A 23,531-nucleotide genomic window follows, 5' to 3' on the forward strand; every position below is an offset into this window, starting at 1 on the left:
CGTTCATGTCATTCCCACTCGAGCCGGACGGATCCCTGCCGCGTGACGTCGCGCCGCCGCAATTCGGCGTCGACGGCGAGCAGGCCGAACGCGACTGGCCGCTGATGACGCACGACGAGGTGGCGGCGGTGCTCGCGCGGATCGACGGCGCCGGCGAGCCGGCGCGGCTCACATGGCACAGCCCGCGGCAGTTCGCGGCGGCCGTCCTGGTGCAGATGACGGACGGCCGCGGGCTGTTCGTCAAGCGTCATCACGTGAGTCTGCGCGATGTCGAAGGGCTCGAGGAAGAGCATCGCTTCATCGCGCATCTGCGCAACCGAGGGACGCCCGTGGTCGACATTCTCGCGGATCGCGACGGCGCGACCGCATTCGCGTCCGGCGAGTGGACCTACGAGGTGCACGTGCGGGCGCCGGGCGTCGATCCGTATCGCGGCGTGATGTCGTGGCAGCCGTTCACGCATGCTTCGCACGCGTACGCGGCCGGCCGCGCGCTGGCCGAGCTGCATCGCGCGTCGGCCGGCTACGATGCGCCGGCACGGCCCGTGCGGACCTTGCTGTCGAGCTTTCGCGTGCTGTCGTGCGCCGATCTGGCGGGCGCGCTTGAACGCTGGGTCGACGCGCAGCCGCTGCTCGTGCGCGCGCTTGGCGCGCGCGACTGGCGCGGCGACGTGGCCGACGCGATCGGCCCGTATCACGCACGCCTCGTGCCGCTGCTGCCTGCGCTGCCGCCGCTGTGGACACACGGCGACTGGCATGCGTCGAACCTGTTGTGGACCGAAGCGGGGCCCGGCGCGCAGGTGCGGACCGTGCTCGATTTCGGACTGTCGGATCGCACCTGCGCGGTGATGGACCTCGCGCTCGCGATCGAGCGCAATACGGTCGACTGGATGGCGCCGGCCGACGCGCGCCGCGTCGAGTACGCGCAGATCGATGCGCTGCTCGACGGGTACGAATCGCTCGAACCGCTGGGCGACGAAGCCTATGCGGCGCTGGTCGCGCTGCTGCCGATCGTACACACGGAATTCGCGCTGTCGGAGGTCGCTTATTTCGGTTGCATCATCGATGCGCCGGCCATCGTCGACATCGCGTACGACGGTTATCTGATCGGGCACGCGCGGTGGTTCGGCGAACGCGACGGACGGCAACTGCTCGACTGGCTCGTGCAGCGCCGGCGCGCGAAGCACGGGATCGTTTGAGTTTTGAGAGCGCCCTGATAGCTTCACCCGTGCGGCGGTTGATACGTTGCTCGAATCATTACTGAATCGAACATCGAAATATCGTCCGGCCAGATTCGATGGACCGCTGCAGGCGAGCGTTGGAGATGGGCAACTCAACGCAAGCGCGGCGGCGATGAATGAGCCGACTTCATATCAATGGCCCGTACAGCAGTTGTCGAGGCAGCCGGGACTTACCTGAACGGTGACCTCACGGGTTTCCGATGTTGATTCGGTTGTGCTGCCGGCTGGATAAATTTGCGTTTTTATCTGAAATGGTGCGTTTATCAGGCCATCGTCTATGACGGTCTTTGCCACCGCGGACGCACGTTTCTTTGCAAGTTGATCGGGGGTGATTTCATTTTTGGACGCACTGCCAATTATATCGATCCATTTTTGAATTGGGTGCTTGGAGTTGATTTCCGACACCCATTGTTCGATGCGTATTTTCTCGGATTCGCTGATTTCGTAGCTGTCTGATGAAAAAGAAACAAAAAATTGTCGGGATGGCAAATTTTGCGAACCCTGGCATTCTGCAATGGAATTTGTGGAAAAAAGGGATAGAGCTGAAAAAATAGACGGTAGTGCCACAATCGCGATGTTCATGCTGAATTCGACTTCTTACTCTGCAAATAAATCTTCACCATAGATCACGAATCCAGTGAGTGTATCCGCATTTCTCAATGCGAGATCAGGATGGGCTCTTGCCCATGCGGTCGCCGTAGGGTCGAGCCCGTAACGAGGATCGCTGCTGCCGAAGGTGTCGGCGAAGTGCGTTACTTCATGAATGAGCGTGGATAGGCGAGAATCTCCGAACATATTCTGATCACGCAAATCGGCGCCGCCGAACCAGAGGTCATGACGCGGCATGATTACGTTCGCGTTCCAGCAGCCTTGAACGGTCATCTTTTCAGATGAAGATGTCCATAGAACTTGTTCGAAATTTCGGAATGGACAATTATTTTTTGTGATCCAGACGCGACCGAATTGAGCGTTCGAAAGCGAGGCGACGAGTCCGACGAGATGTGACGACACCATCGGATCGCGCGCGAGCGTTCAAACGTTGTGTGCAGGTAGCTATCTGGGCAGATATGCCCGGTGATTCCGCGAGTACCACGCGCCGAACATGACGGAAATGTCATCTTCGCCTCATGTTCACACTGCGGCCGGACCGTAGCATCGGTCGCGAACCGTTACCGCAGAACCGAACATGCTCAAACTCAACCTCGCCGCGGCCGTCGCTTTCGCGATGGCCGCGACGGCTCACGCGCAGCCGTCGCTGTCGCCGGCCCCGGCCCCGGCCCCGGCTGCCTCCGGCAGCGCCGCGCCGATCCGCGCACCGGCACCCGACGCTCTCCCTTCCACCTCGTTGACGCTTTCCGACGCGCTGTCGGTCGCGGCCCGGAACAATCCGGCGTTGCGCGGCGCGCGCGCGGACGTCGATGCGTCGGCCGGCGCGCTGATGCAGGCCGGCGCGCGTCCGAACCCCGAAGTGTCGTTCCTGCAGGAGGGCTTTCGTCGCGCCGAACGCACGTCGACCGCGCTGATCAACCAGACGATCGAACTCGGCGGCAAGCGCAGCGCTCGGCTCGATGTCGCGTCGTACGGCAGGGAGGCAGCCAATGCATCGCTCGACGAGCAGGGCGCCGTCGTGCGCGCCGACGTGATCGCCGCGTTCTACGGGCTGCTCGCCGCGCAGCGCCAGCTGCAGGTGACCGAGGAATCGGCCGCGATCGCTGCGCGCTCCGCGGATCTCGCGAGCCGCCGTGCACAGGCCGGCAAGGTGTCGCCGGTCGAGGCGACCAAGGCGCACGTGGCGGCGGCCGGCGTGCAGATCGAAGTCGTGACCGCGCGCGGCCGTGTCGAGGTCGCGCGCGAGAAGCTGAATGCGGTGATGGGCGAAGCACGCGGTGGCCGGCTGGCGGTGCAGGGCGATCTCGAAGCCCTGCCGCCGGTCGAGCCGCTATCCGCGCTGACCGCGCAGCTCGACGATGCGCCGCTCGCGCGGATCGCGCGCGCCGAGATGCTGCGCTCGAACGCGGCCGTGTCGCTCGAACGCGCGCGGCGCATTCCCGACGTGACGATCAGTGCCGGCGTGAAGCGCGTGACCACGGGCGGCGTGCCGGACAACCAGGCGGTGGTCGGCGTGTCGATCCCGATTCCGCTGTTCAACACGAACCAGGGCGCGCTGCTCGAGGCGACGCACAAGGCCGAGCGCGCGAACGCCGATCTCGATCGCGAGCGCACGCGCCTGCGGCTGGACCTCACGCAGGCGTATGCGAATTTCGAAGCCGCCGCGCAGGAAGCGCAGCGCCTGAAGGCCGACATCCTGCCGGCCGCGCGCCTTGCGCTCGACGCGATGTCGCGCGGCTACGAGCTCGGGAAGTTCAGTTTCCTCGACGTGCTCGACGCACAGCGCACGCTGTTCCAGGGCCAGTCGCAGTACGTGCGCGCGCTCGCCGATGCCCATACGGCCCGCGCCGACATCGGCCGGCTCGTCGGTACGCCGCTCGCGTCGCTTGCACCGCCCGAGGCGGTCACGCAATAGCGCAACAGACGCCTCATCTACCTGAAGGATCACCATGTCACGCAGCAGAATCCTGATCATCGCGGCGGTCGTGCTCGGCAGCGCCGGGATCGTCATCGGCGCACTCGGCGTCACCCGCAACGGCGGCGGCAACGGCGCGGCCGCATCGACGGCTTCCGGAGCCGCGTCATCCGCCGAAGCCGCCGGCGAGCGCGGCGGTGTCGTGCTCAAGCGCGGCAGGCTGTCCGTCGAAATCGTGATGACGGAGAAGCCCGGCGATGCGCGCCTCGTCGTCTATCCGTTCGTCGACGGCAAGTCGGCCGACAAGGGCGTCACCGTGACCGGCACGCTGATTCGCTACGACCGCACGCACGAACCCCTGCGTTTCGACGCGGCCGGCCCGAAGTTCGTGTCCGCGCAGTCGATCGGCAAGCCGCACGTGTTCGATGCGACGATCGACGTGAAGGCGGGCAAGGAAGCCGCGTCGTTCCCGTTCGCGCGCGCCGACGGCGCGATCGCGCTGACCGACGCGCAGCTAGCGACCTCGAAGATCGCGCTGGCGAAGGCGGGCCCCGCGCAGATCGCGACACCGTTCCAGTTGCCGGGCGAGATCAAGTTCAACGAGGATCGCACCGCGCACGTGGTGCCGCGCGTGGCCGGCATCGTCGAACAGGTGTCGGTGTCGCTCGGGCAGAACGTCGCGAAGGGGCAGGTGCTCGCCGTGATCGCGAGCACCGATCTTGCCGACCGGCGCAGCGAGCTGCTGACCGCCGAGCGGCGGCTGTCGGGCGCACGCGCGACCTACGAGCGCGAACGCACGCTGTGGACGGAGCGCATCTCGGCCGAGCAGGACTATCAGCAGGCGCAGGTGCAGTTGCGTGAAGCCGAGATCGCCGTGCAGAACGCGCGGCAGAAGCTTGCCGCGCTGAACGCGCCGGCCGGCGCGGGCGCGCTGAACCGCTACGAACTGCGCGCGCCGTTCGCGGGCACCATCGTCGAGAAGCACGCGACGCCGGGCGAAGCGATCGCCGCCGATGCCAGCATGTTCGTGATCTCCGACCTGTCGACGGTATGGGCCGAGATGGCGGTGCCCGCGCAGCGGTTGAACGACGTGCGGGTCGGCCGCGACGCGACGGTCGTCGCGACCGCGTTCGAATCGCGTTCGAGCGGCCCGATCGCGTACGTGGGCTCGCTGCTCGGCGAACAGACGCGCACCGCGCCGGCGCGCGTTGTGCTGCCGAACCCGGACCGGGTGTGGCGGCCCGGGATGTTCGTGAACGTGTCGGTCGACGCGGGCAGGCAGGGCGTGCCCCTCGCGGTCGCGAGCGACGCGCTGCAGGACGTCGACGGCGCACCGTCCGTGTTCGTGCGCTCGCCGAAGGGCTTCGTCGCCCAGGCCGTCGAGACGGGGCGGCGCGACGACCGTGCGACTGAAGTGCTGAAGGGCCTCAAGCCGGGCCAGGAGTACGCGGCGTCGAACAGCTTCGTGCTGAAGGCCGAACTCGGCAAGGGGAGCGCGGAACATGAATGAGCGTTACGTGTGCGCCGTTGCACGACTCGCGGCCCGCCATGCGGCCCGCGTTCCGGCCCGCCGCCTGACCGGCCGGGCGGCCCGTCCGTCGAGGGTGACCGTCCCCCGTTTCAAGGAATCCCGTCATGTTTGAGCGCCTGATCCGCTTTGCGATTGCGCATCGCTGGCTCGTGATGCTGGCGATCGCGGCCGTGGCCGCGCTGGGCGTGTTCAGCTACCAGAAGCTGCCGATCGACGCGGTGCCCGACATCACCAACGTGCAGGTCCAGATCAACACGTCCGCGCCCGGTTATTCGCCGCTGGAGGCCGAGCAGCGCATCACCTATCCGGTCGAAACCGTGATGGCCGGCCTGCCGGGACTCGAGCAGACGCGCTCGATCTCGCGCTACGGGCTGTCGCAGGTCACGGTGATCTTCAAGGACGGCACCGACATCTATTTCGCGCGACAGCTCGTCAACGAGCGCATCCAGGAAGCGAAGGACAAGCTGCCGCCCGGCATCGCGCCCGCGATGGGGCCGACGTCGACGGGCCTCGGCGAGATCTACCTGTGGACCGTCGAGGCCGACGCGGCTGCGCGCAAGCCCGACGGCACGCGCTATACGGCGGCCGACCTGCGCGAGTTGCAGGACTGGGTCGTCCGGCCGCAGCTTCGCAACGTGCGCGGCGTGACCGAGGTCAACTCGATCGGCGGCTACGTGAAGGAATACCGCGTCGCGCCGAACCCGGCGAAGCTGATGTCGTACGGGCTGACGCTCGCCGATGTCGTGCGCGCGCTGGAACGCAACAACGACAACGTCGGCGCCGGCTACATCGAGAAGCGCGGCGAGCAGTATCTGGTGCGCGTGCCGGGCCAGGCGCGCACCGTCGACGATATCGCGAACATCGTGCTGACCAACGTCGGCGGCGTGCCGGTGCGGATGAAGGACGTCGGGCTGGTCGACATCGGCCGCGAGCTGCGCACGGGCGCGGCGACCTCGAACGGCGAGGAGGTCGTGCTCGGCACGGTCTTCATGCTGATGGGCGAGAACAGCCGCACGGTCGCGAAGGCCGTCGCCGCGAAGATGGAAGACGTGAACCGCACGCTGCCGTCCGGTGTGAAGGCGATTCCGGTATACGACCGCACCGTGCTCGTCGAGAAGGCCGTCGCGACGGTGAAGAAGAACCTGCTCGAAGGTGCGATCCTCGTGATTGCCGTGCTGTTCCTGTTCCTCGGCAACATGCGCGCGGCGCTGATCACGGCGCTCGTGATCCCGCTGTCGATGCTGATGACCTTCACCGGGATGGTGAACGCGAAGGTGAGCGCGAACCTGATGAGCCTCGGCGCGCTCGACTTCGGGATCATCGTCGACGGCGCGGTGGTGATCGTCGAGAACTGCGTGCGGCGGCTCGCGCATGCGCAGGCGGCGGCCGGGCGGCCGCTCACACGCGACGAACGCTTCGCCGAAGTGTTCGGCGCGTCGCAGGAAGCGCGCCGCGCGTTGATCTTCGGGCAACTGATCATCATGGTCGTGTACCTGCCGATCTTCGCGCTGACGGGTGTCGAAGGCAAGATGTTCCACCCGATGGCCACGACCGTCGTGATGGCGCTCGCGGCCGCGATGGTGCTGACCGTCACGTTCATTCCGGCGGCCGTCGCGCTGTTCATCGGCGAGCGCGTGGAGGAGAAGGAGAACCGGCTGATGGGCTGGGCGCGACGTGCGTACGAACCGGCGCTCGCCGCGTTCATGACGCGCCCGGCGCGCGTGATGATCGGCGCGGGCGCCATCGTGCTGGTCACCCTCGGGCTCGCCACGCGGCTCGGCAGCGAGTTCATCCCGAGCCTCAACGAAGGCGACCTGGCCGTTTCCGCGCTGCGGATTCCCGGCACGAGCCTGTCGCAGTCGGTCGAGATGCAGAAGTCGATCGAGAAGACGCTGAAGGCGCGCTTCCCCGAGATCGAGCGCGTGTTCGCGCGCACCGGCACGGCCGAGATCGCGGCCGACCCGATGCCGCCGAACCTGTCGGACGGCTACATCATGCTGAAGCCGGCCGACACGTGGCCCGATCCGAAGAAGTCGCGCGACCGGCTCGTGCGCGAGATCGAGGAAGCGCTCGCCGAGCTGCCGGGTAACGCCTACGAGTTCTCCCAGCCGATCCAGCTGCGTTTCAACGAACTGATCTCGGGCGTGCGCAGCGACGTCGCGGTGAAGATCTTCGGCGACGACATGGCCGTGCTGAACCAGACCGGCGAGCAGATCGCGGCCGCGCTGCAGAAGGTGCCCGGCGCGTCCGAAGTGAAGGTCGAGCAGACCACGGGCCTGCCCGTGCTGACCGTCAACCTCGATCGCGACAAGCTCGCGCGCTACGGCGTGAGCGTTGCCGACCTGCAGGACTCGGTGGCCGCGGCCGTCGGCGGGCAGAAGGCCGGCACGCTGTTCCAGGGCGACCGCCGCTTCGACATCGTCGTGCGGCTGCCCGACGAGCTGCGTTCGGACCTCGAGGCGATCAAGCGGCTGCCGATCGCGCTGCCCGCACCCGCGGCCGGCGCCCGCGCACCGCTCGCCGCGGCGCCGTACGTGCCGCTCGCGGAGCTCGCGACGATCGACGTCGCGCCGGGCCCGAACCAGATCAGCCGCGAGGACGGCAAGCGGCGGGTGGTCGTCAGCGCGAACGTGCGCGGCCGCGACGTCGGCTCGTTCGTCGCCGATGCGCGCGAGCGGTTGCAGCAGGACGTGCGCGTGCCGGCCGGCTACTGGGTGTCGTGGGGCGGGCAGTTCGAGCAGTTGCAAAGCGCGAGCGAGCGCCTGAAGCTGGTCGTGCCGCTCGCGCTGTTCATGGTGTTCGTGCTGCTGTTCGTGATGTTCAACAACGCGAAGGACGGGCTGCTCGTGTTCACCGGCATTCCGTTCGCGCTGAGCGGTGGCGTCGTGTCGCTGTGGCTGCGCGGGATTCCGCTGTCGATCACGGCGGCGGTCGGCTTCATCGCGCTGTCCGGTGTGGCCGTGCTCAACGGGCTCGTGATGATCTCGTTCATCCGCAACCTGCGTGATGAAGGGATGCCGCTCGAGGCCGCCGTGCGCGAAGGCGCGCTCACGCGGCTGCGGCCGGTGCTGATGACCGCGCTGGTTGCGTCGCTCGGGTTCCTGCCGATGGCGTTCGCGACCGGCACCGGCGCCGAGGTGCAGCGCCCGCTCGCGACGGTCGTGATCGGCGGTATCCTGTCGTCCACGGCGTTGACGCTGCTGGTGCTGCCCGTGCTGTACCGCGTCAGCCATGCGGTGTCGTGGCGCGCCGCGCTTTGGGGCAGTTTCGGCGGCGGCTTCGGCATGGGCGTGCTGCGCCGGTTGGGTTTCTTCAAGGGTAATACGTGATGCGAATTCTGATTGTCGAAGATGAACCGAAGACGGGCGCCTACCTGCGCAAGGGGCTCACGGAGGCCGGCTATGTCGTCGACTGGGTCGAGGACGGCATCACGGGCCAGCATCAGGCCGAGACCGAGGAGTACGACCTGCTCGTCCTCGACGTGATGCTGCCCGGGCAGGACGGCTGGACGCTGCTGCAGAACCTACGGCGCAGCAAGTCGACGCCCGTGCTGTTCCTCACGGCGCGCGACGACGTCGGCGATCGCGTGAAAGGGCTCGAGCTCGGCGCCGACGACTATCTCGCGAAGCCGTTCGACTTCGTCGAGTTGACCGCGCGCATCAAGTCGATCCTGCGACGCGGCCAGCCGCGCGATTCGAACACGCTGCGCGTGGCCGATCTCGAACTCGACCTGACGCGCCGCAAGGCCACGCGGCAGGGCGACACGATCCTGCTGACCGCAAAGGAATTCGCGCTGCTCTGGCTGCTGATGCGCCGTGAGGGCGAGATCCTGCCGCGCGCGACGATCGCGTCGCAAGTCTGGGACATGAATTTCAACAGCGACACGAACGTCGTCGATTCGGCGATCCGGCGCCTGCGCTCGAAGATCGACGACGCGTACGACCCGAAGCTGATTCACACCGTGCGCGGGATGGGCTACGTGCTCGAGGCGCGCGGCGGCGCGGCATGATTGCGCGCCTGCTGCCGCGCACGCTGCGCGGACGCCTGACCGCGCTGATCATCCTGTCGACATCGGTGATCCTCGCGTCGAGCGGCGTTGCGCTTTATGAAGCACTGAGCAATCGCATCGAAACGACGGCGGCCGAGCAGATGGCCGGCATTTCCGCCGCGTTGGGCGCGCACCTGGCCGAAGCGCGCTCGACGGCCGACGTCGCGCGCAACACCGATATCTGGATCGACCAGTTGCACGGCCACCCGAACATGGATCTCGCGATCTTCGATGCGAAGGGTACGCGCCTCGTCGGCACGCCCGGATTTCGTCCGGTTGCGCCGTTGATGTCGCTGGATGCAGGGCGTGTGCCGGTCGGCGTCGCGCCTCCCGGCGCGCGGCAGCGCTATCTCGTCACGACCGTGCCGCTTGCCGGCGCGGGCGCGCCCGTGGTGCGCGTCGTGGTGCAGTACGACCGTAGCGCCGACGTGCTGTTGCTGCGCACGCACGCCTATACGATCGTCGTGATCGAGGTGTTCGGCGTGGTGCTCGCGGCCGCGATCGCATACGGCATCGCGGCGCTCGGGTTGAGCCCGCTGCGGCGGTTCGCGGCGCGCGCCGAACAGATGTCGACGAGCCGGCTCGCCCATCCGCTGCCGGCGCTGGATACCGCCGGCGAGCTGAAGGAGCTCGAGCACGCGTTCAACGGCATGCTCGGGCGGTTGAACGAATCGTTCACGCGGCTGAGCCAGTTCTCGTCGAATCTCGCGCACGACATGCGCACGCCGCTCACGAATCTGCAGGCGGCCGCGCAGGTCGTGCTGTCGCAGCCGCGCAGCGCGGATGAATACCGGAGCGTGATCGAGTCGAGCATCGACGAATACCAGCGGCTGTCGCGAATGATCGAGGACATGCTGTTCCTGGCGCGTTCGGAACAGGCCGGCACGTCAATCAGCCTGCGGCGCCTGGACGCGTCGGAAGAGGCGGGGCGCGTCGCCGGATACTACGAGCCGCTGGCGGAGGATGCCGGCGTGACGGTGAAGGTCGACGGTCATGCGTGGGTCGATGCGGACCTGACGTTGTATCAGCGCGCGCTGAGCAACCTGCTGTCGAATGCGCTGAGGTACGCGCCGCGCGGCAGCGTCGTGACGATCGACTGTGTGGAGCAGGGCGGTGCGACGACCATTGCCGTGTCGGATACGGGGCCCGGCATCGAGGCCCGGCATGTCGGAAAGATCTTCGAGCGCTTCTATCGCGTCGATCCGTCGCGGCACAATTCGGCGTCGGGGACGGGGCTCGGCCTTGCGATCGTCCGGTCGATCATGGACAACCACGGCGGCGAATGCGGCGTCGACAGCGACCCGGGCCGGCGCACGACGTTCTGGCTGCGCTTTCCGTGCCAGCTGGCCGAACTGAAACGGCCGGCGGCCATCAGCACCTGACACCGCGGGCGGGCCCGCCCGCGCGTTCGCCATGAGGCGGCCGCGCGCGGCGCGCTGCCCGCGGTCGTGTGGCCGAGCGTCATTACCGCGCGGTCAGGTTGTCGTGATTGTCGGTCTGCGGCTTTTTCTCGCCGCCATGCACCGAAATGCCGTGAAGCTCCTTGTTGCGCGCGACGAGCTCGCCGGTCGGCGGGTACTGCGTCTTGCTCGTCGGCACGACGCCGTCGTGCTGCGCCTGCTTCAGTTCATTGACGACCTGCGTGCGGGTCTTGCCCTGCGTTTGCGTCTGCGCGAACGCGGCCTGCGTGGCCATGCCGAGCGACAGCGTGGCGGTGACGAACAGTGCTGCGAGTGTTGCCGTTTTCATCGAGTGCTCTCCTTGATCAGGGCCGCCGGGTGGCGAACCATGGACCCAGTATGCGAAAGCAGCCGTGCGTGATCGTGATCGCGAGATGAAAAATGCGTCAGATAGCGTGATGCGCAGATACGCCGTCCGGACGCGGCCGACATGACACATTCGTCATGTTCGCGTCACGGGCGCGATGAGCGGGAAGCGGAACATGAAGTCTGCCGAGGGTCGATGTGGCCGGAGGCATTCGCGCCGTTCGCGACAGCAGCATGGCAAGCGGGCGGCCCTGTTCTGACTTTCACACCGGACTTGAAACGTGTATCGTCCCGCCACTCGCCTAGCCTGGATCGCAGTCCTGATCGTCCCGCTGTTCGCGGGATGCGCATCGACACGTTCCGGCACGACGTCAACTACGCAGGCCACGCCGGCCCTGGCTAAAAAGCCGGTGCCGGTCGATCTCATGCCCGGCGAACAGATCGACTATGCCGGGCATCGCTGCGGCAATCCGAACCTGTACGTGAAAACGCATCCGTGCCTGTTCCCGCGGCGCAATTCGACACCCTGATCACTTGGACGCAACCAAAAAAATGCCCGGCACTCGACGTGTCCGGGCCTAACGCGTGACGTGCCGTGCGGCAGCGACCCGCTTGCGTGGTCTGGAACGGGCGCTGCCCGTCACGTTTACGATCGTAGCGACACGACGCTTCGCGAACCTGATCGGAACATGAAATTTTCGTCATGCGGCGCGCGTATCGCCTGCGCGGTCAGAACCGGTGGCGCAACCCGAGATTGACGATGCCCTGCGTGCGCGTTCCGCCATAGCCATAGGAGCCGATCGACGCCTGCGCCGTTTGCGTGCCGCCGTCGAGCGTGCGCTGTTCGCCGTTCGCGCGTTGCCACGCGCCGACCGCGTAGAGATCGGTACGCTTCGACAGCACGTAATCGGCGCCGGCGGACACCTGATGGTAGGTCGCGCTCGTATCGCCTCGGGCGCGCGTGTAGCTGTAGCCGACACCGACGAGCAGGCTGGGCGTCGCCTGGTAGTTGAAGAAGCCGCGCGCGGTGTCGTACTTCTGCGTGCTGCGAAACGCGGACATCGCATCGGCCTTGTACAGCGCGTTGCTGTAGTCGATGCCGAGCGCGAACGGCGCGAAGGTGTAGCGCAGCGCGCCGCGTGCGATGCCGATCGATTTCGCCGAGACGTAGCCGCCATTGACCAGCGACCCGTCGAACGTGCCGTCGGAGGTGCCATTCCAGCCGGTCCGGACGCCGTTGGCGAGCGAGGCACGATTGGCTGCATGGTAGTAACCGCCCGCCACGTCGACCGGGCCGTTGCTGTACGACAGGCCGGCCGACCAGGTTTGCCCGGCGCCGCTCTTGCCGGCAACGCCGCCGAGCGCATACATGCCGACGAACTGGAGTCCGTCGATCACGGGCGACGTGTATTTCACCGCATTGTCGGTGCGCGACGACGTGTCGTAGTTGTCGACGTCGCCGGGTGTCGCATAGACGCTGCCGAAGTAGAAGTCGCCGGTGACCGGCCATGCGACATCCGCGAGTGCGTCGTACTGGCGGCCGAGCGTCAGCGTGCCCCAGCGCGCGCTTTCGAGGCCGACGAATGCCTGCCGTCCGAACATCCGGTTGCCTTGCCCGAGCGCGCCGGTGTTCGGATTGAAGCCGTTTTCCAGCGTGAAGATCGCCTTCAGCCCGCCGCCCAGATCTTCCGCGCCCTTCACGCCGAAGCGGTTGCCGAGCAGGTTGCCGTTGCCGAGGCCGACGAGATGCTTGCCGTCCGCGTTGGCGTTCCATACGTACGTCAGCGACGTATCGAACAGGCCGTATAACGTGACTTCCGACGCATGGGCCGCGTGGCCGGTCGCGAGCAGCGCGCCCGACATCACGGCGAGCCGAACTGGAGTTTTCATGGTGTGCCCCTGAAGTTCAAGATGATCGTTTCGCGCATCGGTCGATTCCGCGCCGTGCGTGGTGCCGGCGGACGCGGAATATCGCAATGGCGCTGCCGATTCTGGAAAGCGTTCGGATCGTGGCGGTGAGGGACAAATGAGAAAAATGTCATCGCCGCGTCATGGATGCACAAACTGACGACGCATTTTTCATTCGCAGTGCGATGCAGAGGATGCCGAGGCGGTGACGAAACCGTCATGCTGCGATCACGATTCCGCACCGCCGCCGGATCAAAGTGAAGGCTCCTGTCATGGATTACAAGCAAGGAGCGAACCACATGAACATTCCGCGACCGATGATCGCCGTTGCCGCCGCCGCACTATCGTTTGCGGCCTTCTCGCAGGCAGCGGCCGCGCAGCAAAAGACCCGGCAGGAAGTCCGTCAGGAACTGGTGCGGGCACGCCACGACGGCGTGATCCCGAGCCCGAATCACGATTATCCGGCGAGCCCGGCCACCGTCGCACGCAATCAGGAGATCCATCGCGCGACGGTGCATCGCGGCGAAGCGGCGCCGCGGGTCGATGCGCATGACAACCGTATCACGGTTCGCTGATCGTTCATTCACGCCTGACCGGCGCGGTGCCGGCCGGGCGCATCCCACACGAAGAGGAGGGCGCCATGCGCCATTTCGCGAAAGGAATCGTGCTTGCGGCGGCCTTGATGTCGACGGCCGCGATGGCGGCCGGCTGGCCGGAACGTGCGCTGTCGCACGCGTCGGCGCATGACGTCGGCCGGCGCGCGAACGAGCGGATGCGCTGCGAGTTCGCGGCCGTGCCGGCCGGCGAGTGGAGCGCGACGTTCACGCGCGGGCAATGCGAGGTCGACAACGGCCGGCTGACGTTCGTGCCCGCCAATGAGGGCGGCCGATCGATTGTCGCGGAGCAGCGGATCGTGCTCGGCGAGGTCCGCACCGCATCGCATCAGTCGCGCAAGCTGAAGGAGCAGTTGCAACTGGCGACGCGCGACGAAGTGATCGCGCTGAACGTGCTGACCGACGACGGCAGCCGCAAGTCGCGTGAACATGCGATCGACCTGTGGGCGGCGCTGCGCAACGAGGGCGTGACGCCCGTCAACGGGACGCGCATCGTCGAGTCGTACCCGACGGGTGCGACGACGTGGTAGCCGGCGCGCAGCCGCGCCGGGCTTATCCGGCCTTCACCGATCCTTCGATCAGGAAGAACACGATGAAGCCGATGAAGAACGCGGCCGTCGCGAACGGCGTTTCGGGTACCTCGTGCGCTTCGACCAGCAGTTCCTCGGTCACGAGGTACAGCAGCGCGACGGTGCCCAGCCCGAGCAGCGCCGCGTAGATCGTGGGCGGAAGTCCGGCGAACGCCGCGTTGCCGGCAACGGCCGCGAGGCTCAGCAGCGCCGCGAGCCCGACCGGTACGACGATCGACAGCATGCGGCCGACGCCGGCGGCCGCGAGCGCCGCGCTGACCGACAGCGCGAGGAACAGCACCTCGAGCGTCAGCGCGACGGTCAGGATGATGCCGCTTTCGTCGCTTGCCGAGAACGCGATGCCGAGCACGAGGCCGTCGATGACGAGATCGATCGCGGTGACGATGATGAGGCTCATGGGCAGCCGCGCTTGCTCGAAGCGCGTCTCGATCGCACCCGACAGCGCTCGGATCGCGAGCATCAGCGCGATGCCGAGCACGAAGCCGACGACGACCGGAAACAGCGCATGCGCGCGGTCCTGCGGCAGCAACTCGAGCGCGGCGGCCGCGAACACGATGCCGCCGGTGAAATGCTGGATGACGCTGGACATTTTCGGGCCGGGGGCACGCCAGGCGGCCGCGAGGGCGCCGAAACAGGCCGCCAGCACGGGCGGTAACGTGAGCAGCGCAAGCTTCGCGGTCGGTGTCATGAGGCCTCTCGAACGGTTGGCGTACCGCAGCGGGCCCGGCGTCGCGCTGCCCGGCTGCATGGTACGGTTCATACGCGCGGGGGCGCGGCCCCGGCATCAACCGGCAATTGAACACCTTGAAGCCGCTTCAAGGTCAACCCATTCGATGCGGCGCGCACCGGCAAGCCGGCGCGCCGGTGCCGGTCAAAGCTGCGCGAGCGCCTGGTCGAGATCCGCGAGCAGGTCGTCGATATGCTCGATGCCGATCGACAGCCGCACCGTTTCTTCCTTCACGCCGGCCTTCGCGAGTTCGGCCGGCGACAGTTGCCGGTGGGTCGTCGACGCCGGGTGTGTCGCGAGCGATTTCGTGTCGCCGATGTTGACGAGCCGCGTGAACAGCTTCAGCGCGTCCTGGAATTTCGCGCCGCCGTCGCGGCCGCCCTTCACGCCGAACGTCAGGATGCCGGGCGCGCGGCCCGACAGGTAGCGCACGACGAGCGGATGGTCGGGGTGATCGGGCAGGCCCGCGTAGTTCACCCATTCGACGTTGTCGTGGCGCGCGAGATGCTGCGCGATCTTCAGCGCGTTGTCGCTGATCCGCTCGACGCGCAGCGCCAGTGTTTCAATGCCCTGCAGGATCTGGAACGCGTTGAACGGCGAGATCGCCGCGCCCATGTTGCGCAGCGGCACCACGCGCGCGCGGCCGATATAGGCGGCCGGCCCGAACGCTTCCGTGTAGACGACGCCGTGATAGCTGACGTCGGGCTCGTTCAGCCGCTTGAAGCGGTCCGCATGCTCGGCCCACGGAAACTTGCCCGAATCGACGATCGCGCCGCCGAGGCTCGTGCCGTGCCCGCCGAGATACTTCGTCAGCGAGTGCACGACGATGTCCGCGCCGTGCTCGAACGGGCGCAGCAGGTACGGCGACGGCACCGTGTTGTCGACGATCAGCGGGATGCCGTGGCGATGCGCGACTTCGGCGAGCGCGGCGATGTCGGTGATGTTGCCGAGCGGGTTGCCGACCGATTCCGCGAAGATCGCCTTCGTGCGTGCGTCGATCAGCGGCTCGAACGATGCGGGGTCGCGCGGATCGGCGAAGCGCGTGGTGATCCCGTATTGCGGCAGCGTATGCGCGAACAGGTTGTAGGTGCCGCCGTACAGCGAACTCGCGGACACGATGTTGTCGCCGGCTTCGGCGATCGTCTGGATCGCGTACGTGACGGCCGATTGCCCCGATGCAAGCGCCAGCGCGCCGATGCCGCCCTCGAGAGCGGCAATCCGCTGCTCGAGCACGTCCGTCGTCGGGTTCATGATCCGCGTGTAGATGTTGCCCTGGACCTTCAGGTCGAACAGGTCGGCGCCGTGCTGCGTGTCGTCGAATGCGTACGCAACGGTCTGGTAGATCGGTACGGCGACTGCGCGCGTGGTCGGGTCGGGACGATAACCGCCGTGCACGGCGATGGTTTCGAGACGCCAGTTCGATGCGGCCTGATCGGTCATGGGTGCTCCTTCCGTTGTTGTGGTGGTCGAGCGATTATAGGAGCACGTGCGCGGCCAGCTTTAGAACGAATGGTGTGTTGCTTATGGCGGGGCGCCGCATAAAATGCCTGTTCCGCAAACAAGGGGTGCGCGATGAATCAGGATCACTGGAACCAGGTGGATGCGTATTTCTCCGCGACGCTCGTGCCGTCCGACGACGCGCTCGACGCCGCGCTGGCGGCGAGCGACGCGGCCGGTCTGCCCGCGATCAACGTCGCGCCGAACCAGGGCAAGCTGCTGCAACTGCTCGCGACGATTCGCGGCGCGCGGCGGATCCTCGAAGTCGGCACGCTCGGCGGCTACAGCACGATCTGGCTCGCGCGCGCGTTGCCGCCGGGCGGCACGCTCGTGACGCTCGAACTGAACCCCGCGCATGCGCAGGTCGCGACACGGAACATCGCACGTGCGGGGTTTGCGCAGGCCGTGACGGTCGTGGTGGGCAGCGCGAAGGACAGCCTCGCGCGGCTCATCGACGCGGGTGAAGCGCCGTTCGATTTCATCTTCATCGATGCCGACAAGGACAACAACCCGGCCTATCTCGACGCGGCGCTGAAGCTGTCGCGGCCCGGCACGGTGATCGTCGTCGACAACGTCGTGCGCGGCGGGCGCGTGGCCGATCCGGACAATCGCGAGCCCGACGTGGTCGGCGTGCGCGACGGGTTCGCGCGTCTCGCGGCCGCCCCGAACGTCACGACGACCGCCGTGCAGACGGTCGGGCAGAAGGGCTGGGACGGGTTCTCGATCTCGATCGTCGGCGCGTGATGTGATGGCGGGCCGCGCGTGCGGTCGTCCCGCACGCTAGTTCTTGTCGGGATTCTTCTCTTCGCACTGGTCGGGTTCGTCGCGCAGCACGATGCGGCGGATGCGGCCGTTGTCGTAGAACGGGACATCGGGGCAGAACTTCATGCCGGCGCGGGTTTGCGTGCGCTTCCACGTGACCTTCTCGGTGCGTACCCGCGTCGGCGCATGGCCGGGCGCGCCCGGCTTCCAGATATCGATGTACACGCGCGACATCCACGGCGAAGCGTTCGCGTCGCACGCCTTCGGGTCGCCCAGTGTCGAACGCAGCCCGGTGTCGGTCTGCTCGATCCGCTGCGGAAACTCGATGTAACCGTCGCCGTAGCCGGGCACGACGTAGCAATAACGACGCGTGTTCCCGTCGAGCACCGGCAGCATGTAGCTGCTGGCCGAGTCGACTTCCTTCACGTCGTCGCCCTGCCAGCGGTAAGTCGTCACGCCATGCTCGCAGCAGCTCGCGCGCCAGCTTGTCCAGACGATCCGGTGCTCGGGATCGAATTCCGGCGACGTGATGCCCTGCAGCCCCGGCGGCGCATCGACGAAGCGCCGCGTCTTCGGATCGAAAATCCACGTCTGGTACGGAATGTTCGGGCTCGCCCCCAATGCTTGCGCGAGCATCAGGTCGGGCCAGCCGTCGAAATTCACGTCGGCGAATTCGGGCGTGAACAGGCTGCAGGTGCCTTGCGAATCGGTCTGCAATGTCTGAACGAGGCGGCCTCGATCGTACAGGCGGATCGCGGAAACGTGCGGCGGGTCGTTGCACGCACTGCCGTCGTCGGGCAGGTTGTTTGCGACGAGGCGGATCTCGTAAGGGAACGGCCTGCCGTCTGGTTTCGGCGCGAGCGAGACGGGCAGCGTGCGCCTGCCGTCCGGCGACGCCCACGTGCCGGACACGCCATGGTCGAGGGAGGCAACGCGCCACGTGCCCGTTACGCGCTCGGCGTTCGCTGTCGCGCCGCTGTCGCGTTCCGACAGCGTGGCGCCGTGTGCGTCGAGCGTTCCCTTCAAGGCGAGCCGATAGCGTTTGTCGGATGTGCAGGGGGCGTAGCAGTACCAGCCCGATACCGCATCGGCCACGCGCGACAACGACACTTCGACGTGCCGGTTGCCGATCGTGCCGGTCCAGTGACGCGACCAGAACGGGATTTCGACCGAATCGTCGGCGCTTGCCGCGCGCACCGGCGCGGACGCGGTGATGGCGACCAGCGCGAACGCAAGCGCGCCACGCCAGCCGCGCGTGCGTCGCGTCGCGCTCGCGTGGCGCGACGCATCGATGAGCGGGAGATACATGCTGCGGCCCCTCGGTTTGTTATGGGTGATGTCTGCCGGCGTGTTTCGGTGCGATGCGCGCGTCAGCGGCTCGCTGCCGCATCCGCCCGTCGATACAGGCGTGGCCACTGATCGTCGAACAGGCCGTTGCACGTGCCGTGCGTGGCGATATCGGCGAGCACGAAGCGCCGGCCGTCGAAGATCCAAGATGCGGTCGAACCGCAATCGCCGAGACTGCGTAGCCGGACCTTGCTCGACAGCGTCGCGGTGGCGGAATCGTAGCCGGCGTCGGTCAGTTCGTTCGCGAACGACGCCGAATCGAGCCCCGCGTTCGCGTTCTCGCCGAAATTCATCGCCGTCGGCGCGAGCGGCGCCGTCCGTCGCACCCGATACCACAGGTCGGTGTGGTTATACATGCTGCTGGTCTGGCACGGTATCGCGACCAGGGCTTCGTCGGCGGAGATCGCCACGGCGCGCGACGCCTTCCTGCGATCGCTCGCCGGCATTTCGTCTTCGACATCGGCCGCACATTGCTTCACGTCGCCGCCGAACTTCGCGAGCACCGCGTCGACCAGCGCGCGTTGCTCGGCGGCCGACAGGTTCGCGACGGCCGGTGCCGGCGTGACGGCGGGCGGCAGCGCCGGTGCGGCCGGCACCGACGATGCGGCCCGGGTGCCCGGGCGCAGCAGCGCGGTGACGGTGCCGACACGGCCCTGCGTATCGTCGATCAACAGCAGCGCGGCATTCAATCCCGTCAACGGCGTGCGGGCGGTTTGCGCCGACGCCGGATCGCCGAAGCTCAGCAGTTGCGCATTGCGCGACGCGGCGAGCCATGCGGCCACCGTGGCCGGATCGTGGGTCCGGATCCGGAACGGGTACGGTTCGTCATCGTCCGGTTTGCCGCCGAACGCATGCCATTGGGCCGCCATTGCATCGAACGGGCGGCCGTCCACGCGTGCGGTGCGCAGGTCCAGCGGCGCCGACGCGTAGAGGGCGAGCGATGCTTGCGCGTCCGGGCCGGCATCGCGCGTCACGCGCAGGATGAGGCGGGTGCGTGCGTCGTCGCTATCGTCGGCTTGGCTTTCGGCAATGCAACGGTTGCCGTTGTCGCAGACGACCGACCAGTTCTTGAAATCGCGCTCGACCGGCGGCCGCGCGAGCGGGCGGGCCTGGGCAACGATCGGGGAAGCGGCGAGGAGCGCGGCGATGGCGAGCGAAAGGCGGTGCGACATGACGGTTCGTATCGACGGTGAATGGGCGGGCGGAAACGTCGGACTGCAAGCGCATCGTCAGCAAGCGGGGCAGGGCGAAGGCTGCGGCGCATGCGGCGGCGCGCTTTACCGGAACGGCATCGAGTATACCGCCGCAATCGGCTGCAATCGTGACGTCGACGCGTAGTGTGCGGGCACGACCATGGCTGGCCGGCATGGGGCGGACACGTGCGGATGCGAAAACGGCGCGATGCCCGCAGGCATCGCGCCGTTCACTTGTCATCGATCGTCGACCACGTCGCGCAGGAACGCGTCGAGCATCGCCACGTCGCCCCACGGCCGCTTGTATTCGCGATCGTGTTCGGCATCGGCGAGCATCGTCTCGACGAGCGCGTGGATCGCCGGCCGGCGCGGCCCGTATTCGCTTTCGTTCGCGCTCATCTTCAGCGCGAGCAATGCGTCGAGTTCCGCGCGCACCGCCGGCGCGTGCACGGTGCCGTCGACGAGATCCGCGAAGCGCATCGGCGGCATCCCGAGCCCCATGTCGATCCAGCGTACCGCGAGCAGCGGCCGCAGCACGTACAGGTACTTCTTGTAGCGCACCGTGTCGCCTTGCAGATAGCCGCGAAAGTTCTTCTTCGCCATCGCGAGGTAGTGGTGACGCCCGCGCACCGGCGAGAAGAACGCCGATGCCAGCGACCTGAGCCGCGGCGCCCAGCGTGCGTCTTCGCGATACACGACGGGCGAGTCGAGCCATTCGAGCAGCGTCGGGTTCGAGCGGCGCAGCAGTTGCAGCGCCTTGCGCAGTTCCCAGCCGCTGACGTCGAGCTCGTCGTCGAGCGGCCGCTCGATCACGTCGCGCTGCGGTTCGACGCTCAGGTACCAGTCGCGCCGGCGCGCATACACGAAGCGCACGTCGTAATCGCTGTCCGGCGATGCGAACCCCCAGCCGCGGCTGCCCGATTCGCATGCGAACAGCACGCTCACGTCGTGGCGGCGCTCGACTTCCGCGAGCTCCGCCATCACGCGCGCCCGCACGGCCGGGTCGACCGGGTGCGCGCTGCGCACGGTCGTCATTGCCTTTTCCGTTTTCATGGTTGTCGTTTCCCTTTCGTTGCGCGCGGCCGCCGGCCATCGGCCGCGCACCGCGCTATCCTTTCACGCACACCACCTGGCGCAGCGTATGCACCACTTCGACGAGGCTGCGCTGGGCCGCCATCACCGCGTCGATGTCCTTGTAGGCCATCGGGATTTCGTCGACGACGCCCGCGTCCTTCCGGCATTCGACGCCCTGGGTGGCCTTCACCTGGTCGTCGACCGTGAAGCGGCGTTTCGCTTCGGTGCGGCTCATCGTCCGGCCCGCGCCGTGGCTGCACGAGCAGAAGCTTTCCGGATTGCCGAGCCCGCGCACGATGAAGCTCTTCGCGCCCATCGAGCCCGGAATGATCCCGAGCTGCCCCTTCTGCGCGGACACCGCACCCTTGCGCGTCACGAGCACGTCTTCGCCGAAGTGGCGTTCGCGCTGCACGTAGTTGTGGTGGCAGTTCACCGCGTGTTCGTCGACCGAGAATGGCTTCGCGATCACGCCGCGCGCCGCACCGATCACCGCGTCCATCATGGCCTGCCGGTTGCGGCGCGCGTAGTCCTGCGCCCAGCCCACCGCCTCGACGTAGTCGTCGAAGTGGCGGCTGCCCTCGGTGAAATACGCGAGGTTGCGATCCGGCAGGTTCGCGATGTGCTGCCGCATGTCGGCCTGCGCGAGCTCGATGAACAGGCTGCCGATCGCATTGCCGACGCCGCGCGAGCCGCTGTGCAGCATGAACCACACGTGGTCCGCTTCGTCGACGCACACTTCGATGAAGTGATTGCCGGTGCCGAGCGTGCCGAGATGCGCGTAGTGGTTCGTCTTTTCCAGCTTCGGGTACTTGTCGACGATCCGCTGGAAGCCCGGTTGCAGCGACTTCCACGATTCGGTCACGGTGGCCGGCGTGCGGTCGCCCCACGCGCCCGGATCGCGGCGGCCCGGCGCGCGGCCGTGCGGCACCGCGCGTTCGATCGCGCCGCGCAGGCTCGCGAGTGAATCCGGCAGGTCGGACGCCGTCAGCGTCGTGCGCGCGGCCATCATCCCGCAGCCGATGTCGACGCCGACCGCGGCCGGAATGATCGCGCCCTTCGTCGGGATCACGCTGCCGATCGTCGAGCCCTTGCCGAGGTGGACGTCCGGCATCACCGCGACGTGGCGGAAGATGAACGGCATCTGCGCTGTGTTGCGCAGTTGCGCGCGCGCTTCGTCCTCGACGGCGACGCCTTGCGTCCACATCTTCACCGGCTTGCCGTTGGCCAGTTCCATGACCTGATAATCCATGTTGCTCATTTGCTTCACCTGATTCATTCATTCGTGCGGCGCGGTGCACATGCGCCGCGCCGCTTGTTTTGAGCCTTATGCGCCCTTGATGCTGACGAGTCCGTTCAGCACCTGGTCGAGACCGCCGAACACCGAGATGCGGTCGATCCGTTCCGCGACGCGCTCGAGCGTTTCCAGCTCCTTGAGCCGCAGCGCGGTCGGGTTTTCTTCCATCACCTTCGCGGTGTTCAACAGCGAACGCGTGGCCGCCGTTTCCTCGCGGCGGCGAATCACGTTCGCCTGCGCGGACTTCTCCGCTTCGACCACCTGCGCGAGGATCGTCTTCATGTCGCCCGGCAGCACGATATCCTTCACGCCGACGCTGCGCACGTCCACGCCCGAATGGCCGAGGCGGGCACGCACCTGCGTGATCACGACGTCGTCGATCGACTGCTTGTCTTCCAGCAGTTCGTCGAGCGAGCGCGTGCCGACAGCCGATCGCAGTGCGAACTGCAGCTCGCGATACAGGTGTTCGACCGGCTTCTGCAACTGGCCGAACGCGTGCAGCACGTCCGCATAGCACCACGTCGCCGACAGGTTGAGCCGCAGCGCGACCTTGTCGCGCGTGAGGATTTCCTGCCCGCCGACTTCGATTGCCTGCAAACGCAGGTCGACGAGTTCGACCGCGACGTCGCGGTTGAAGCGCCAGAACGCCGCGACACCCGCATCCAGCAGCCGCTCGATCTTGCCGTCGATCTTCAGCACGCCGACGTGGTACGCCGGCACCTGCGCCAGCAACACGCCCGTCAGGCCCGCCACGCCGCGCGCACGCAGCGCCGGTTGCGCGATGCGCTTCACGAGGGCGGCCGGCAGCATGCTGTCCTGCGCGAGATCGACCCGTTCGAGACGGTGCGCGGTCAGGCCGCGCCAGTAAAGCCGGCGCGTGCCGGGCGCGAGGATCTCGACGAGCACGTCGTCTTCGTAGCGCAGGCCCGCTTCGTCGTCGGCGAGATCCATCGCGACGAAGTGCCGGGCGAGCACGTCCGGTGCGTCGTGACGCAGGTAGTCGGCCAGGGCCGCGTCGGCGAGCGGCGCGTCGAGACGCGCGGTCTGCACCGACAAACGCTTGAACGGATCGAAGGCCTTGAACACGCCCGGTTCGAGCACCTTCACGAAATCGCCCTCATTCATCAGCAGCGCGCGTTCGTTCTTTTTCACCACATGTCGCATCCACATATTCTTGTCCTTTTCTTCAATGACCGCCGGATGACGCACATCGTGCGGATCGCGGGGCGACGCAACCGGGCGGGCGGCGCGCCGGCCCGGCGCCGAAGTGCACGGCGACGCATCCTGCATCGCGTCGTCGTGCGCCTTCGCGCGGGCCGTGCGGCCGTCCGGCCGATCGCGCGGAACCGCAACCGGTCCGACGCGCGGCGGGCCTCGCGGCCCGCACCGGCGGGTACTGCTGCTATCAAGAGACTGTC

General features: G+C 67.2%; 22 protein-coding genes. 11 read left to right on the forward strand and 11 right to left on the reverse strand.

The window, feature by feature from the left end:
* The first annotated feature begins 5 nt into the window (after positions 1–5).
* Positions 6–1,196 carry a phosphotransferase gene (locus tag HWX39_RS04540; RefSeq protein WP_175965752.1) on the forward strand — a complete coding sequence of 397 codons (1,191 nt, stop codon included), beginning with the start codon at positions 6–8 and terminating at the stop codon, positions 1,194–1,196.
* Between the two features lie 174 nt (positions 1,197–1,370).
* On the opposite strand, the gene HWX39_RS04545 is transcribed toward HWX39_RS04540, so the two are convergent.
* Complete coding sequence (locus tag HWX39_RS04545; RefSeq protein WP_175965753.1) at positions 1,371–1,820, reverse strand: OmpA family protein; 450 nt, start codon at positions 1,818–1,820, stop codon at positions 1,371–1,373.
* 15 nt (positions 1,821–1,835) lie between these two features.
* On the reverse strand, positions 1,836–2,252 hold the full coding sequence (locus HWX39_RS36080) for a M35 family metallo-endopeptidase (protein ID WP_244134902.1): 417 nt from the start codon (positions 2,250–2,252) through the stop codon (positions 1,836–1,838).
* Between the two features lie 172 nt (positions 2,253–2,424).
* Here HWX39_RS36080 and HWX39_RS04555 point away from each other — a divergent pair, with 172 nt between their 5' ends.
* From HWX39_RS04555 to HWX39_RS04575, 5 genes are all read left to right on the forward strand, one after another.
* On the forward strand, positions 2,425–3,762 hold the full coding sequence (locus tag HWX39_RS04555; protein ID WP_175965754.1) for a TolC family protein: 1,338 nt from the start codon (positions 2,425–2,427) through the stop codon (positions 3,760–3,762).
* Positions 3,763–3,796: 34 nt separating this feature from the next.
* A complete protein-coding gene (locus HWX39_RS04560) occupies positions 3,797–5,272 on the forward strand; it encodes an efflux RND transporter periplasmic adaptor subunit (protein WP_175965755.1) in 1,476 nt (491 codons plus the stop codon).
* Positions 5,273–5,397: 125 nt separating this feature from the next.
* Positions 5,398–8,622 (forward strand): CusA/CzcA family heavy metal efflux RND transporter, encoded by a 3,225-nt coding sequence (locus HWX39_RS04565; protein ID WP_175965756.1) that lies wholly within the window; start codon positions 5,398–5,400, stop codon positions 8,620–8,622.
* The gene (gene irlR / locus HWX39_RS04570; RefSeq protein WP_175952251.1) at positions 8,622–9,302 is read left to right on the forward strand and encodes a heavy metal response regulator transcription factor IrlR; all 681 of its coding nucleotides are present in this window, start codon (positions 8,622–8,624) and stop codon (positions 9,300–9,302) included. Before HWX39_RS04565 ends, irlR begins: the two co-directional genes overlap by 1 nt.
* The gene (locus HWX39_RS04575) at positions 9,299–10,723 is read left to right on the forward strand and encodes a heavy metal sensor histidine kinase (RefSeq protein ID WP_175965757.1); all 1,425 of its coding nucleotides are present in this window, start codon (positions 9,299–9,301) and stop codon (positions 10,721–10,723) included. The genes irlR and HWX39_RS04575 overlap by 4 nt, the downstream gene beginning before the upstream one ends.
* Positions 10,724–10,805: 82 nt before the next feature.
* Here the strand turns inward: HWX39_RS04575 and HWX39_RS04580 are convergent, their stop codons facing one another.
* Positions 10,806–11,090, reverse strand: a complete 285-nt coding sequence (locus HWX39_RS04580; RefSeq protein WP_175965758.1) for a DUF4148 domain-containing protein — start codon at positions 11,088–11,090, stop codon at positions 10,806–10,808.
* A gap of 298 nt (positions 11,091–11,388) precedes the next feature.
* Between HWX39_RS04580 and HWX39_RS04585 the strand changes: the two genes are divergently transcribed.
* Positions 11,389–11,637 (forward strand): hypothetical protein, encoded by a 249-nt coding sequence (locus HWX39_RS04585; protein WP_244134903.1) that lies wholly within the window; start codon positions 11,389–11,391, stop codon positions 11,635–11,637.
* Between the two features lie 199 nt (positions 11,638–11,836).
* On the opposite strand, the gene HWX39_RS04590 is transcribed toward HWX39_RS04585, so the two are convergent.
* Positions 11,837–12,997, reverse strand: a complete 1,161-nt coding sequence (locus HWX39_RS04590; protein WP_175965759.1) for a porin — start codon at positions 12,995–12,997, stop codon at positions 11,837–11,839.
* Positions 12,998–13,314: 317 nt separating this feature from the next.
* Here HWX39_RS04590 and HWX39_RS04595 point away from each other — a divergent pair, with 317 nt between their 5' ends.
* Together HWX39_RS04595 and HWX39_RS04600 are read left to right on the forward strand one after the other, a co-directional pair.
* Entirely contained in the window at positions 13,315–13,590 is a 276-nt protein-coding gene (locus HWX39_RS04595) for a DUF4148 domain-containing protein (protein WP_175965760.1), read from the forward strand.
* A 65-nt stretch (positions 13,591–13,655) separates the two neighbouring features.
* The gene (locus HWX39_RS04600) at positions 13,656–14,159 is read left to right on the forward strand and encodes a hypothetical protein (protein WP_175965761.1); all 504 of its coding nucleotides are present in this window, start codon (positions 13,656–13,658) and stop codon (positions 14,157–14,159) included.
* A 22-nt stretch (positions 14,160–14,181) separates the two neighbouring features.
* Here HWX39_RS04600 and HWX39_RS04605 read toward each other — a convergent pair whose 3' ends face one another.
* Positions 14,182–14,907 carry a hypothetical protein gene (locus HWX39_RS04605; protein ID WP_175965762.1) on the reverse strand — a complete coding sequence of 242 codons (726 nt, stop codon included), beginning with the start codon at positions 14,905–14,907 and terminating at the stop codon, positions 14,182–14,184.
* 183 nt (positions 14,908–15,090) lie between these two features.
* Positions 15,091–16,386, reverse strand: coding sequence for an aminotransferase class I/II-fold pyridoxal phosphate-dependent enzyme (locus tag HWX39_RS04610; RefSeq protein ID WP_175965763.1), 1,296 nt, complete (start codon positions 16,384–16,386; stop codon positions 15,091–15,093).
* 132 nt (positions 16,387–16,518) lie between these two features.
* On the opposite strand from HWX39_RS04610, the gene HWX39_RS04615 reads away from it, so the two are divergent.
* Positions 16,519–17,187 (forward strand): O-methyltransferase, encoded by a 669-nt coding sequence (locus tag HWX39_RS04615; RefSeq protein WP_175965764.1) that lies wholly within the window; start codon positions 16,519–16,521, stop codon positions 17,185–17,187.
* A gap of 36 nt (positions 17,188–17,223) precedes the next feature.
* Here the strand turns inward: HWX39_RS04615 and HWX39_RS04620 are convergent, their stop codons facing one another.
* Entirely contained in the window at positions 17,224–18,513 is a 1,290-nt protein-coding gene (locus tag HWX39_RS04620) for a nitrite reductase (protein WP_175965765.1), read from the reverse strand.
* 62 nt (positions 18,514–18,575) lie between these two features.
* Positions 18,576–19,724, reverse strand: coding sequence for a DUF1176 domain-containing protein (locus tag HWX39_RS04625; RefSeq protein ID WP_175965766.1), 1,149 nt, complete (start codon positions 19,722–19,724; stop codon positions 18,576–18,578).
* On the opposite strand from HWX39_RS04625, the gene HWX39_RS35905 reads away from it, so the two are divergent.
* Positions 19,723–19,890: a hypothetical protein gene (locus tag HWX39_RS35905; RefSeq protein WP_208458826.1), complete on the forward strand. Its 168-nt coding sequence runs from the start codon at positions 19,723–19,725 to the stop codon at positions 19,888–19,890. The two genes, HWX39_RS04625 and HWX39_RS35905, sit on opposite strands and share 2 nt — an antisense overlap.
* 92 nt (positions 19,891–19,982) lie before the next feature.
* On the opposite strand, the gene HWX39_RS04630 is transcribed toward HWX39_RS35905, so the two are convergent.
* The 3 genes from HWX39_RS04630 to HWX39_RS04640 all read right to left on the reverse strand — a co-directional run bounded on the left by HWX39_RS04630 (position 19,983) and on the right by HWX39_RS04640 (position 23,283).
* On the reverse strand, positions 19,983–20,798 hold the full coding sequence (locus HWX39_RS04630; protein WP_175965767.1) for a nucleotidyltransferase domain-containing protein: 816 nt from the start codon (positions 20,796–20,798) through the stop codon (positions 19,983–19,985).
* A 55-nt stretch (positions 20,799–20,853) separates the two neighbouring features.
* Complete coding sequence (locus HWX39_RS04635; protein ID WP_279613060.1) at positions 20,854–22,077, reverse strand: RtcB family protein; 1,224 nt, start codon at positions 22,075–22,077, stop codon at positions 20,854–20,856.
* Between the two features lie 66 nt (positions 22,078–22,143).
* On the reverse strand, positions 22,144–23,283 hold the full coding sequence (locus tag HWX39_RS04640) for a slipin family protein (RefSeq protein ID WP_175965768.1): 1,140 nt from the start codon (positions 23,281–23,283) through the stop codon (positions 22,144–22,146).
* Between the last annotated feature and the right edge of the window lie 248 nt (positions 23,284–23,531).

Source organism: Burkholderia sp. BCC0322, assembly GCF_902833045.1.
In the GTDB taxonomy this organism is placed as follows: domain Bacteria; phylum Pseudomonadota; class Gammaproteobacteria; order Burkholderiales; family Burkholderiaceae; genus Burkholderia.